The organism is Ruminococcus sp. (assembly GCF_016283395.1).
Window position 1 is genome coordinate 127,266 of sequence record NZ_JAEEMU010000040.1, and the last position, 13,023, is coordinate 140,288.

Annotated in this window: 10 protein-coding genes; 4 read left to right on the forward strand and 6 right to left on the reverse strand. The window is 44.6% G+C overall.

Annotated elements, in window-relative coordinates:
* The first annotated feature begins 115 nt into the window (after positions 1–115).
* From QZZ41_RS08870 to QZZ41_RS08885, 4 genes are all read left to right on the forward strand, one after another.
* Positions 116–2,761 (forward strand): glycoside hydrolase family 9 protein, encoded by a 2,646-nt coding sequence (locus QZZ41_RS08870; RefSeq protein WP_295070602.1) that lies wholly within the window; start codon positions 116–118, stop codon positions 2,759–2,761.
* Positions 2,762–2,977: 216 nt separating this feature from the next.
* Positions 2,978–3,235, forward strand: coding sequence for a preprotein translocase subunit SecG (secG, locus tag QZZ41_RS08875; protein ID WP_295070605.1), 258 nt, complete (start codon positions 2,978–2,980; stop codon positions 3,233–3,235).
* A 71-nt stretch (positions 3,236–3,306) separates the two neighbouring features.
* Positions 3,307–5,484 carry a ribonuclease R gene (gene rnr, locus QZZ41_RS08880; RefSeq protein WP_295070608.1) on the forward strand — a complete coding sequence of 726 codons (2,178 nt, stop codon included), beginning with the start codon at positions 3,307–3,309 and terminating at the stop codon, positions 5,482–5,484.
* Entirely contained in the window at positions 5,484–6,260 is a 777-nt protein-coding gene (locus QZZ41_RS08885) for a hypothetical protein (protein WP_295070611.1), read from the forward strand. The genes rnr and QZZ41_RS08885 overlap by 1 nt, the downstream gene beginning before the upstream one ends.
* 371 nt (positions 6,261–6,631) lie before the next feature.
* On the opposite strand, the gene QZZ41_RS08890 is transcribed toward QZZ41_RS08885, so the two are convergent.
* The 6 genes from QZZ41_RS08890 to QZZ41_RS08915 all read right to left on the reverse strand — a co-directional run.
* Positions 6,632–8,440, reverse strand: a complete 1,809-nt coding sequence (locus QZZ41_RS08890; protein ID WP_295070614.1) for a Na/Pi cotransporter family protein — start codon at positions 8,438–8,440, stop codon at positions 6,632–6,634.
* A 147-nt stretch (positions 8,441–8,587) separates the two neighbouring features.
* Complete coding sequence (locus tag QZZ41_RS08895; RefSeq protein WP_295070616.1) at positions 8,588–10,159, reverse strand: lipopolysaccharide biosynthesis protein; 1,572 nt, start codon at positions 10,157–10,159, stop codon at positions 8,588–8,590.
* Between the two features lie 212 nt (positions 10,160–10,371).
* Positions 10,372–11,757, reverse strand: a complete 1,386-nt coding sequence (glmM, locus tag QZZ41_RS08900) for a phosphoglucosamine mutase (protein WP_295070618.1) — start codon at positions 11,755–11,757, stop codon at positions 10,372–10,374.
* Positions 11,758–11,771: 14 nt separating this feature from the next.
* Entirely contained in the window at positions 11,772–12,245 is a 474-nt protein-coding gene (nrdR, locus tag QZZ41_RS08905; protein WP_295070621.1) for a transcriptional regulator NrdR, read from the reverse strand.
* 3 nt (positions 12,246–12,248) lie between these two features.
* Complete coding sequence (locus tag QZZ41_RS08910) at positions 12,249–12,851, reverse strand: toprim domain-containing protein (protein ID WP_295070623.1); 603 nt, start codon at positions 12,849–12,851, stop codon at positions 12,249–12,251.
* The coding region (locus QZZ41_RS08915; RefSeq protein ID WP_295070625.1) for a hypothetical protein at positions 12,844–13,023 on the reverse strand (180 nt) is incomplete at its 5' end. The genes QZZ41_RS08915 and QZZ41_RS08910, both read right to left, overlap by 8 nt.

The following is a 13,023-nucleotide window of genomic DNA, read 5'->3' on the forward strand; positions in this document are numbered from 1 at the left end:
TTAATCATATTGTAATACTTTTGTTACTAATTTGTAACTACTTTTGGAGGCAAACCCTGTATAATGTAACATGAGACATATTATAGGCAAAGACTTATGAAAGAAGTGTGATAATATGCATAAACTCAATAGGTTTAAATCTGCATTAATCGGCGGAGCTGTAGCTCTCACTTCACTGGCTGCCCCATTCTCGTCAATGGTTGCTCCCTCTCTCACAGCAACAGCGGCAGACGGTGATAACTACGCAAAGCTCCTTCAGTACTCCCTCTATCTCTACGACGCAAATATGTGCGGCAACAACTCTGACTGCGGTATCTCATGGAGAGGCAACTGTCATACAAACGATGTAGTTCCAGGCGGTTACCACGACGCAGGTGACCACGTAATGTTCGGTCAGCCACAGGGTTATGCTGCTTCTACACTCGGTTGGTCCTACTACGAATTCAAGGACGCATACGATGCTACAGGACAGGGTGCTCATCTTAAAGTTATAACAGACAAATTCGCTAAATTCTTCCGTGACGCTACAGAGCTCAACGGAAATACAGTATCAAGAGTTCTTATCGAAAAAGGTGAAGGTAACACAGACCATAGCTACTGGGGACCACCTGAGACACAGGGCGACAGAGGCCGTATGTACTGGACAACAGGCGGTGCTGCAAACGTTACTGCTGAATACGCAGCAGCTCTCGCAGCTAACTATGTAAACTTCGGCAATACAGAAGACCTTAAGTACGCTAAGGCTCTTTACGAGTTCTCAAAGAAGGATACAGGCTACTATTCAGCAGGTACTTTCTATGATGCACACTGGACAGGTTCATCTGACGAAATGGCTTGGGCAGCAGGCTGGCTCTACCTTGCTACAAAGGATCAGAGTTACCTCAACGACCTTAAGAACTGTCCTACAGCTTATTCAGTTCACTCATGGGAAAGCGTTCAGCTCGGTGCTGCTATCCTCAAGGGTGAGATCACAGGCGACTGGGGCAGCGCAGCAGAGCTCGGCAAGTTCCAGGGCAATAACTACTACTTCGCTAACGAGTGGGGCAGCGCAAGACACAACGCAACCGCTCAGCTTTGCTCACTCGTAGCTGCTAAGTACAATAAGGCTGATTCTTCATGGGCTAAGGGTCAGATGCAGTACCTCACAGGTGATAAGGCATTCGCTAACGGTCAGTCATACTGTCTCGTAGTTGGCTTCAAGTCCAACTCTTCAAAGAATCCTCACCACAGAGCTGCTTCTCCTGATGCAGATGCAAGCGAGAGAAATGACGGCATCCAGAACAAGAACCTTCTTATCGGTGCTCTCTGCGGCGGTCCTCTTGATGCAAACGGAACATACAGAGACGTTCGTTCAGACTATCAGGGCAACGAAGTTGCTATTGACTACAATGCTGGTCTCGTTGGTGCAGCAGCAGGTCTTTACCACTTCTATAAGACAGGTTCTATAGACACAAATATCACAGGTGTTTCAAAGATCTACCCAGTGGGTGGTTCTCCAAGTGTTACACCTTCTGTAACAACTACAACTCAGAATAATCCTTCTGTAGTTACAACTACAACAAACAGCAATCCAAGCGGTCCTTCAACAAGCGGCGATGACATCGTTCTCGAAGGTTCAAGCCTCAACGCTAAGAAGGAAGAAAGCCAGACAGACGGCGCTATCAACAATGTCTGCGAATTTGCTCCACAGGGTGCTAAGTCAGTTACAATGTACCTCAAAGTAAACTCAAATGATACAGAGGTATCAGGTGGTTTCGGTACATGGACAGGCGAATGGTTACAGGAAGAGTTCTCAGGCGTTAAGGTAGGCTCTGACAAGACAGTAGCTATCGACTATACAGTTCCTTCAAACGTAGGATCTACTATCAAGGCTATGGTTTGGTGGCCGCACGATGACGATGTAACTATCACAAAGATCGTTCTTCACAAGGGTAACTCCACACCATCTACACCTTCTGTTCAGACAACAAGAACAAATCCACCTGCAGTGGTTACAACTACAACTAACAGAACTCCTTCAACACCTTCAAGCGGCAACGATATCGTTCTCGAAGGTTCAAGCCTCAACGCTAAGAAGGAAGAAAGCCAGACAGACGGCGCAATCAACAATGTTGCTGAGTTCAAGCCACAGGGCGCTAAGTCAGTTACAATGTACCTCAAGGTAAATTCAAGCGATACAGAGGTATCAGGCGGTTTTGGTACATGGACAGGCGAATGGGAGCAGGAAGAGTTCTCAGGCGTTAAGGTAGGTTCTGACAAGACAGTCGCTATCGACTATAAGGTTCCTTCAAACGTAGGTGCTACTATCAAGGCTATGGTTTGGTGGCCACACGATGATGATGTTACAATCGAAAAGATCGTTCTCCACATGGATGGCAGCTCAACACCTTCTGTTCAGACAACTACAACTCAGAGAGTTACAACAACTACTACAACTCAGAGAGTGACAACAACAACTACAACACAGGCTCCTGTAGTAACACAGCCTTACGTAGTTACAGATCCTCCTCTCCAGCCAACAATGCTCGGTGATGCTAACAACGATGAGCAGATCGACCTTTCAGATGCTGTTATCATCATGCAGGCTCTTGCAAATCCGAACAAATACGGCGTTGAGGGTACAGACCGTCACCGTATCTCACAGCAGGGCTGGGTAAACGCTGACGTTCACAAGAAGGGCAACGGCGTAACTTCTAACGATGCATTAGCTATCCAGAAGTACTGCCTCGGTCTTATCTCATTACCAACAGAAACAGTTTGATCTTAAATCGAACATTGAAAAGCAGCTCTTCGGAGCTGCTTTTTTGTTCATATCCGCGTAAGTTGTATGATTTCAACAATTTTAAACGCTAATTTTGTCTCGCTTTTTCAGAGAAAACCCTTGCAAATCGGCTTCGACTGTGATATAATAGTATAGCTAATTGAAATGTATCGGCTTATGCCGTAATCTATAACTGTATTTTCGGAGGTAGTTTTTATGTCAACATTAGAGATCATCGGCGGAGTTGCAATTCTCGTAATCAGTCTTCTCACAATTATACTTTGCCTTTCACAGGAGCAGAAATCACAGGACAGTATGACAGCGGCTCTCACAGGTGCAAGTGCTGATTCATTCTACGGTAAGAATGAGGGCAGAACAAAGGAAGCTATTCTCGCTAAGATAACAAGAACTCTTGCAATACTCCTTTTCATTGCTGTGCTTGCTGTTAATATCGTACCGATCTTCACAAAGTAAGAAAAGCTGCCCTGTGACTAAAAGTCATGGGGCTTAAATTTTTATCGGATAAACTGCAAAAGGAGACTTTTATGTCTGAAAAAAGTAAAAAGAAGCAGATAGTCAAAAAAGGCAGCTCCGCCGTTTCGGTTGAGAGCTATAAAAATAAAATAGCCACTTTCCTGAAAGCTTACGGCAAAAAGTCCATGCCCCTGAGCGAGCTTGAGTCCAAGTGCAAGACTAAGAAATCGGGCAGAGAAAACTTCACCGAGGCTTTTTCACAGCTCCGCACCGAGGGCGTTATCATGATGAAAAAGGGCATGAAGGTGGCTCTTTGCTCAAGAGTCAAAGCTTATCCCGGAACTGTCACACGCCTGAGCCGCACCTTCGGCTTTGCCATGACAGATGACGGCGTTGAGTACTTTATCCCGGGAAAATGTATGCTTGGAGCTATGCCTAACGACAGGGTCCTCATCTCCCCTATTGCTTCACGCTCGGGCGAGCCTGAGGGCGAAGTGCTTGATATACTTGAATTCGGAAGCTCTCAGCTTACGGGAAAAATAGAATTTGAGGACGGCAGACCTTATCTCGTCCCCGATACGGCTTCACGAAATCATATCATAATCGTCCGCGAGGAAAGTATCCCCTTTGAAAACGGCGACAAGGTACTGGCTGAGATCGTTTACCGCGGCAGACGACACGCTGAACACAAGGTCAAGATAACCCTTGTTTTCGGAAGCTCGGAATATGCTGCTTCTACGGCAGCTTCAATACTGGTCATGCACGGTGCTTCCACAGCTTTCCCCGAGGAAGTTCTGAAAGAAGCACGTAAGATATCCGCAGGCGGTGTGCAGGAGTACTGCTTCAACAACCGCGAGGATCTCCGCGATATGACTATATTCACCATTGACGGTGCTGAGTCAAAGGACCTCGATGACGCAGTATCGGTACAAAAGACTAAAAAGGGTTACTGCCTCGGAGTCCACATCGCCGATGTTTCACACTACGTAAAGGGCAACAGTGCCCTCGACAAGGAAGCTCTCATGCGCGGAACAAGTATCTATTACGCAGATAAGGTCATTCCTATGCTGCCCAAGGAGCTTTCAAACGGTATATGCTCCCTCAATCCAAATGAGGACAGACTCACGCTCTCAGCTTTCATGGAGCTTGACAACGAAGGCAATATGCTTTCATACCGCTTCTGCAAAAGCGTTATCCGTTCAAGGGTAAAGGGCGTTTATTCCGAGATAAACCGTATACTTGACGGCTCGGAAACTGACGAGATAGCCGCAAAATACGCAGAAGTACGCGATAATATCACGCTTATGAACGAGCTTGCGGACAAGCTCATCGCTAAGAAAAAGCTCCGCCATGCTCCCGAGATAGAAACTGCCGAAAGCAAGCTCATTATCAATGAGGACGGCATCTGCTGCGATGTACAGCCCCGTGAACGCGGCAAGGCTGAACGCATAATCGAGGAATTCATGCTTACAGCCAATGAAGCTGCTGCAAAGCTTGCAAAGGATAAGAAGGTACCTTTCGTTTATCGTATACACGAAGCTCCCCCCGAGGAAAAGTCAGAGCTTCTTCACGAGATGCTGCCGAAATACGGCTTTGAATGTCCGCCATTCAACGAATTCAAGCCTGCTCATGCAGCTAAAATACTGGAAAGCGCAAGAGGAACGGAAAAGTATGAAGCTATAAATATGCTCATACTGCGCTCAATGGCTAAGGCGAAGTATTCTCCCGAGCCGCTGGGACATTTCGGACTTGTGCTCGATGACTACGCACACTTCACCTCGCCTATAAGACGCTATCCCGACCTTGCTATACACCGCATAATCACGGATATACTTGCAGGCTACAACAACGAATGGCTCAGCAAACGCTATTCGGGTTTCACTGTCAATGCTTCGGAGCGTTCTTCCGCTGCGGAGATACGCGCTGTAACTATCGAGCGCGAGTGCGAGGACTGCTACAAGGCTGAATATATGAAAGCTCACATCGGTGAGAGCTTCACCGCTAAGATATCAGGCGTTACAGAGTTTGGCTTCTATGCCGAGCTGCCTAATACAGTTGAGGGGCTTGTCCACATAAGGACTCTACCCGAGGGCGAATACGACTATACCGAGCCCGTTGCACTTACAGAGAAATTCAGCGGCGTTTCCTATACCTTAGGACAGACCGTTCAGGTAATATGTGCCGCTGTTAACGTCAGTGACGGAATTATTGATTTTGTCCTTGACGATGATGAACAGGAGGAAGAATAATGAAAAAAATATTGTCTTTTATCGCAGCAACTGCACTTGTAATATCAGCCGCTTCATGCGGAGAGAAAACAGGCAAATCTCCTAATACCGCAAAGAAAAAGCCTGCCGAGACTACAACTCAGGCAGACGATACTGATACAACTACCTCTGTTTCCACAACAGCTAAAACTACTGCAAAAACCACATCTACTACGACAGTCACTACTGCTCCCACAACTCAGCCAGATCCGCTGGGCGGCGGTGCTTTCGCTTACAATGAGGACGGCGCGGTAGTATTTGAAGCAGATCAGGACAAAGTCGATGACCGCACACTCATTGCAGCTGCTCAGGCTCTTTTCGAGTCAGCCTGCAAGACACAGATGAGCTTCACTGTAGGCTGTCCGTTTGATGTTGACTATAATGATACCGCTGAAAACGATATGGGCTGGAAGTGCTACCGCATAACAGACAGCAATATCAAGACATTCAGTGACCTTGAAAACGAATACTTCAAGGTATTCAGTTCACGTTACCCAAACAGCGAGCTTTCACAGCTCTACTTTGAGAAGAACGGTTCTCTTTACGCTTTCTGCGGCAACCGCGGCAGTGATATCTTCTATTCATCTTCAAAGGTGACGGAGATAAAGTCAAAGTCAGCTGACGAGATAGTGTTCACAGTTGAAAACTTCTACACAGGGGACGATTACGGCGATGAGCCTTACACAGAAACAGAGGATTTCTCAGTTGTCAACGAAAACGGCATCTGGAAGGCAGGAAAGTTCGTGCTTCCATATTAAGCAGCGTGATGCTGCATCCTTGCCACGTTGTCGCTCGTAAACTCGCTCACTCTTATCAAAAACCATAATCGTACATCGCTTACGGAACAATATGTAGGGGCTGCCTTTGGCAGCCCGCAAGTGAATAGAAAGTAAAATAATTGTAGGGACGCGCATTGCGCGTCCGCAAAGTATAAAGGGATTATAACGGGCTGTCGAGGACGCCGTCCCCTACACACAGCAACGACATACATCACGTTTGCGTTAACAAGGGTGAGCGAAACTCGCCCCTACATTCTCAATTCGCGGACGACCAATGGTCGTCCCTACACCCAAAACAAATATACCGTTATACACGCAAAAGCGGCTGACGAAATGTCAGCCGCTTGTTTTTATGCTTTAACTTCCGATGCACCGAGTCTGCGGAAATATTCCTCTGCATACTCTCTGTACTCGTTTCTGAATCCCTCGTCATTCTCCTTAACATCGTGGAGATATGCGTGGATATTGGTCTTTTCGTCTGTCTCGATAAGACAGCCTGCAATATTTGAACAATGGTCGGAAATACGCTCAAGATTGGTAAGCACGTCCTGGAAGATATATCCAAGCTCAACAGTACATTCATCGTTCTGGAGTCTGCGGATATGTCTGTTTTTAAGCTCTGTGCTGAGGTTGTCCACAACTTCTTCAAGAGGCTCTACCTTATGTGCGATTGCAAGGTCGTTATTCTCATATGAGTCAAACGCCTTATTTACATTCTCTTTGATAGCATCTGTTATGACGAGTATCTCGTTCACACACTCCTCAGAGAACTTTATGCCTTTTTCGTGCATTTCCTGAGCTGACTCCACAAGATTAACAGCGTGATCGGAAATTCGCTCGAAATTGCCCACACAGTGCATCATCTTTGATACGCTTCGGCTGTCTGCGCCTGTAACACTGCTCTTTGCTATCTTTATCAGATAGCTGTTTATCTTATCCTCAAAGCCGTCGATTATATCCTCGTTCTCGATAACTGTATCGCAAGCTTCGCCGTCATACTCCACAAGGAGCTTCAATGCCATGATGATAGTCTCTCTTGTGAGCTCAGCCATCTGTGATGTTGCTGATAAGCAAGTGTGAACTGCTACGGCAGGAGTTTTGAGAAGTATCTCGTCCAGACCTGTGAGAGTTCTTCTCGGATCCTTGACCTCTTCCTTGCCGTCCTTTACGAGTATCTTTGAAAGCTTTACGAGCTGCTTTGTGAAAGGCATGAACATTACTGTTGTAGCTACGTTGAATATGGTATGCATTACCGCGATGCCAACATAGCCGACAGTTTTTTCCATAATGCCAAGATTTATGACATTCTGGAGCAGTATGATTATCGGGAGCAGTACAAGTGTACCGATTATCTTTATGATGATATGAGTCCATGCAACGCGCTTAGCGTCCTTGCTTACGCCAACTGTTGAAAGGAGCGCAGTTACACAGGTACCGATATTACAGCCCATGATTATAGGGAGCGACATTCCCCAGGTAAGTCCGCCTGTCTTTGAGAAAGCCTGTAAAATACCGATAGAACCTGCCGAGCTCTGGATTATACCTGTAAATACTGTACCTACAAGTACGCCGAGGAGTGGATTTTTAAATGCTGTGAGCACCTTCTGGAAATCAGGAGAGCTTGCCAGCGGATCAACAGATTCAGACATGAATGTCATACCTGTCATAAGAACCGCAAATCCTACAAGAATACGTCCTACATCCTTTTTCTTGTTCTTCTTTGCGAACATTATGAGTATCGTTCCTGCAAGTGCTATAAGCGGCGAGAAAGATACAGGCTTCAGCAGTCTGAGTATGAAGCTTATGACACCGCCCTCACCCGAATCCTTTATGCCGTCAAGACAAAGTATCCATGCTGTGAAGGTAGTACCTATATTTGAACCGAAACAGACTCCGATAGTCTGTTCAAGGGTCATGATGCCTGAGTTAACAAATCCAACAAGCATTACCGTCATAGCCGATGACGACTGTATGGCAACAGTAACACCCATTCCGAGAAGGATAGCCTTGAGTTTGTTCTCGGTCATTTTTTTAAGTGCAACTTCAAGCTTGCCGCCCGTGAGTTTTTCAAGACCTGTTGACATTACATTCATGCCATAAAGAAAGAAGGCAAGTCCTCCAACAAGTGTGAAAATATTAAATATTGAAAAATCTTCCATAATTCGCTCCTGTTCTTATACCTTTATTTTGTTCCATTATTATTATAACAGGAAAGAAAGACAAGTCAATAATTACTGCTCTTTTTTTACGTGAATTTAACATTGACCATACATAAAAAAGGGCTGCGTTCAAAGCAGCCCTTAATATTACTTTTTCTTGTTTTTATTTGCGTTTTTCTGTGATGCGTTTGCCTTGTCAGCTTCTTCCTCGATGATATCAACGAGTTCATCAAGATCTGCATCTTCATCGTCATCATCATTTCCGGAAGCTTTTACAGCTTTTTTTGCAGCGTCGCTCTTGAGAGCACTGAAAAATGCCATGCAAAGATAGAGCATGAAGATAAGTGCTTCAACAATTACCAAAAGCTTTATAGAGCCCTTGACTGCATCAACTAATCCTGCTGCAACTGATCTTGAAGCAGGGATAAGGATATTGTATGCGTGTGCGAACTGAACGTTCTCATAATAATCATCAGCTGTCTTCTGTGTAAGGTCAACTATCTGTGATACCTTTTCGCTGAGTGACTTGATATCAGCCTCTACCTTTTCAACGTTTGCCTTAGAGCTGTTCTTGTTGTTCTTGAGGGCATCACGTCTTGACTCATAGAAATTGATATCCTGTTTTGCCTGTGCGAGACTTGCCTGTACCGATATCTTCTGTCTGAACAGTGAGTCGTACTGGTCTGAATGAACTGTAGACTCTGTATTTACATTATCGCCGTATACTGTGATATTATCCTTCTGGTACTGTGATATTGAAGAATCAATTGAAGCAAGTCGTTCTGAATATTCGTCCTTATCACGGTTGAGGTTCTCTATTCTGTAATCATAGTATGCAAGTGCTGCATCCTTGTCCTTTGTTACGTTGTTTACAGAGATGTAAGAAGATATTCTGTCAAGGTCGATGCTGTAAACTGTCTTTGCATACTCGGAAAGGTCCTTGAAGGTATATCCTGTAACACTTGAACGGAACGCTGTATTGTCATCGTTTGAAAGTGAAGAAAGGTAATTTCTTACTGTTCTGAGTGAATTTCTGAAAAGATCGATCTGCTGTGCGTAATCGTAGCTTTCATACTCAACCACTTTTACAGCAGCTCCGAGTGACTCGTTATATCCGTACTGCTCATAGAAGAAGTCACGGTAGCACTCAAGCAGAGTATTAAGGAACTCAACACCGTCGGTTCTGTTAAAATCGGCTTTTCCGAAATCAAAATATACAGTGAACTGTGTAGGATACCATGTAACATCAAGCATATTCTGCGCTGCGGCAAGGTTTCCGCTTGATGCGTTTTCCATTATGTTTTTATATGTAGTAAGTCTCTCATAAGCGTCCTGTGGGATCTTTGAATCAAAAGAAATATTCTCTCTTATGCTTTCAACCTTTTTCAGATCAAGACCGAGCTTAGTAAGAGTCCTTTCGATAACAAGAGGGTTTTTCATGGAGTTGATATCGAATTTACGTCCGGCAGGATCAAGACCTTTTTCAATGCCGCTGTATGAAAAACTTACAAGAGCTTTTGCAGGAGTTTTCTTTGAAAATGTCCATATTGCAGAAAAAGAAAAAACAAGGATACCTGCGATTATAGCTACAACGAGCCATAAAGCAAGAAATCTTTTGAGCTGTTTCAGAATAGATGATATGGAAATTATAAACTCGCCCTTTTCATCATCCGGGCTTTTGATCGTAACATTAAGATTGCGCTCATTATTCTTAGCCATTTTGACCTCCAATTAACTACATATACTTATTTTGTGGCATAACACGCCGTAATAACCATTATATCACCAAAAAAAACATCAGTCAATAGCTTTGTGAAATTTCCAGTATTTAACTGAATTTATTTTTTTAATACTGTTCTGCTTTGTCATATCATACCAATATAAACGGCGACCCCTTTTTGCCGAGATCGCCGCTGTATTATTATAATGTATCAGACTGCATGGCCCTTTGACTTTATCACAGAAACTACTCTGTCAACGCAGCTTCTGCATACAGCCTCATCCTTTGCTTCTACCATGACTCTTACAAGAGGCTCTGTACCGCTTTCACGAACGAGTATTCTTCCTGCGTCGCCAAGCTCTGCGGCAACCTTGTCCACCTCTGCACGTACATCAGGATCAGCCTGTGCAGCAGCCTTATCCTTTACCTTGACATTTTCAAGCACCTGAGGATATACTGTGAACGGTGCAGCAAGCTCGCTGAGCTTCTTCTCGCGTGACATAATTACCTGCATTATCTTCAGGCTTGTAAGGATACCGTCACCTGTTGAAGCATACTTCGAGAAGATTATATGTCCTGACTGCTCACCGCCGATGCAGCAGCCGTTTTCCTTCATATATTCATATACGTACTTATCGCCAACGGCTGTCTTTGCATAATCTATGCCGATCTCGTCAAAGGCTCTGTAAAGTCCGAAATTGGACATTACTGTAGTAACTACTGTATTGTTGAGGAGCTTTCCGCGCTCTTTCATGTATCTTCCGTAGATGTAAAGGATATGGTCACCTGTGATGACATTGCCCTTTTCGTCAACGCAGAGGCAGCGGTCAGCGTCTCCGTCATATGCAAAGCCTGCATCAAGACCGTTTTCAACCACAAACTTCTGGAGTCCTTCAATATGTGTTGAACCTGCATTGTTGTTGATATTAACACCTGTAGGTGCTGCATTTATAACATAAGTCTCTGCACCGAGAGCATCAAATACTGACTTCGCAATATTCCATGCTGCACCGTTTGCACAGTCAAGACCTATCTTCATTCCTCTGAAAGAGTACATTCCGAGAGAGATAAGGTATCCGAGGTAACGGTTTCTGCCCGAAACATAGTCAACGCTCTTGCCTATCTTGTCGCCGTGAGCAAAAGGTATCTCCTTCCACTCCTGACCAAAGGCATTGAGATTTCCGTCAAGATATGCCTCAACAAGGTCGATGACTGTATCTTCCATTTTCTCGCCCTGTCCGTTTATGAGCTTTATTCCGTTGTCATAATAAGGGTTATGGCTGGCAGATATCATAATTCCGCAGTCAAAGCTGTCAACTCTTGATATATATGCAACAGAAGGTGTAGTAGTAACGTGAAGAAGGTATGCATCAGCACCCGAAGCAGTAAGTCCTCCTACCAGAGAATACTCGAACATATAGCTCGAACGGCGTGTGTCCTTGCCTATTACTATGCGCGGTGCTTCATCTGAGCCGCTTCTTCTTTTGAGCTCTCCGTAATACCAGCCAAGGAAACGTCCTACCTTGTAAGCATGGTCAGCTGTAAGATTTTCATTTGCAGTACCTCTGAAGCCGTCAGTTCCAAAATATTTTCCCATACATTTCCTCTCTTTCAGTTCTTTGAAATTTCCGAACTGTCTCTGAGGAGACTGTTCAGTTCATCTATGAATGAGTTGACATCCTTAAAGCTTCTGTATACAGAAGCAAATCTTACATAGCTGACCTCGTCGATTTCTTTCAGACGATCCATTACCATTTCGCCTATAGTGACGGATTTAACTTCCTTTTCAAGCCGTCCGCGGAGTTCAAGCTCGATATCGTCCGCAATTTTTTCAATGCTGTCCAACGCGACAGGTCTTTTCTCACATGCTCTCAGCATTCCGTTGATCAGTTTCATGCGGTCGAATGCCTGGCGGGTCCCGTCACGTTTTACAACATAGAGCGGCATGCTCTCTATCATCTCATATGTGGTAAATCTTTTTCCGCAGGAAAGGCACTCTCTTCTCCTTCTGATCCTGGCTCCCTCATCAGCAGGGCGGGAGTCTACGACTTTGTCTTCAAGATATCCGCAGTATGGGCATTTCATGGCTTAGGTCTCCTTATTCAAACTATTTAAATATTCCGTGAGTTCTTCTCTCGTGAACATGATATTCAAAACACTCAGGAGTGCGTTTGTACTTAAATATATCGGCAATCCAAGACTTTCAAGAAGTCTCTTCCTTATTTTAGAGCTGTTGTTTTTCCCTGAAAGACCGAGCAGATAAAGATCTTTTTTACTTATTTTCCCGAAAGATCCCTTGTCGGTGCTTTCATCCAGGAACGTGACCCCGGCTGTTTTCAGACTGCTTATGATCACATTTTCATCAAGGCCTTCTACACCGAGATACCCTTCTTTTGAGGGCTTGTCTTTTCTTCTTTCTTTGCCTTTAACATTGGGTATATAAGCATTTTTGATCTTATCCTGCGGCACAAAGCTCTTGATGTAGTTTCTTATCTGGAAACCGGAAGCGTCACTGTCTGTGAGGATAACGATTCCTGAAATATCAGCTATTTTTTTAATCAGATTACGTTTCTGAGCGTCATTGTAGATCCTGAACCCTGAGGTCTCAAAAATCTCCGTATCCAGAAAACTTTTGAGTTTCATCAGATCATATCTGCCTTCGACTATAACGGCTTCTTTTATTCTATACATTGCAGAGATCGAGTATAAGGCTCTTAAGGATCGTCATCTCGTCATTAGCAGATGTCTTCAGCGAAAGATCCGCGTCTGCGCAAAGGATTACGGCATTTGCAAGGTATTCGGCCGATATTCCTCTGCTTTTTGAAACGGACATTTTAGCCATATATTCACTGGAACCCGTATG

What these genes read in the sequence shown, in the direction of transcription:
- QZZ41_RS08870 (WP_295070602.1), top strand. Translation starts at nt 116, where the DNA reads ATGCATAAACTCAATAGGTTTAAATCTGCATTAATCGGCGGAGCTGTA.
- secG (WP_295070605.1), top strand. Translation starts at nt 2,978, where the DNA reads ATGTCAACATTAGAGATCATCGGCGGAGTTGCAATTCTCGTAATCAGT.
- rnr (WP_295070608.1), top strand. Translation starts at nt 3,307, where the DNA reads ATGTCTGAAAAAAGTAAAAAGAAGCAGATAGTCAAAAAAGGCAGCTCC.
- QZZ41_RS08885 (WP_295070611.1), top strand. Translation starts at nt 5,484, where the DNA reads ATGAAAAAAATATTGTCTTTTATCGCAGCAACTGCACTTGTAATATCA.
- QZZ41_RS08890 (WP_295070614.1), bottom strand. Translation starts at nt 8,440, where the DNA reads ATGGAAGATTTTTCAATATTTAATATTTTCACACTTGTTGGAGGACTT.
- QZZ41_RS08895 (WP_295070616.1), bottom strand. Translation starts at nt 10,159, where the DNA reads ATGGCTAAGAATAATGAGCGCAATCTTAATGTTACGATCAAAAGCCCG.
- glmM (WP_295070618.1), bottom strand. Translation starts at nt 11,757, where the DNA reads ATGGGAAAATATTTTGGAACTGACGGCTTCAGAGGTACTGCAAATGAA.
- nrdR (WP_295070621.1), bottom strand. Translation starts at nt 12,245, where the DNA reads ATGAAATGCCCATACTGCGGATATCTTGAAGACAAAGTCGTAGACTCC.
- QZZ41_RS08910 (WP_295070623.1), bottom strand. Translation starts at nt 12,851, where the DNA reads ATGTATAGAATAAAAGAAGCCGTTATAGTCGAAGGCAGATATGATCTG.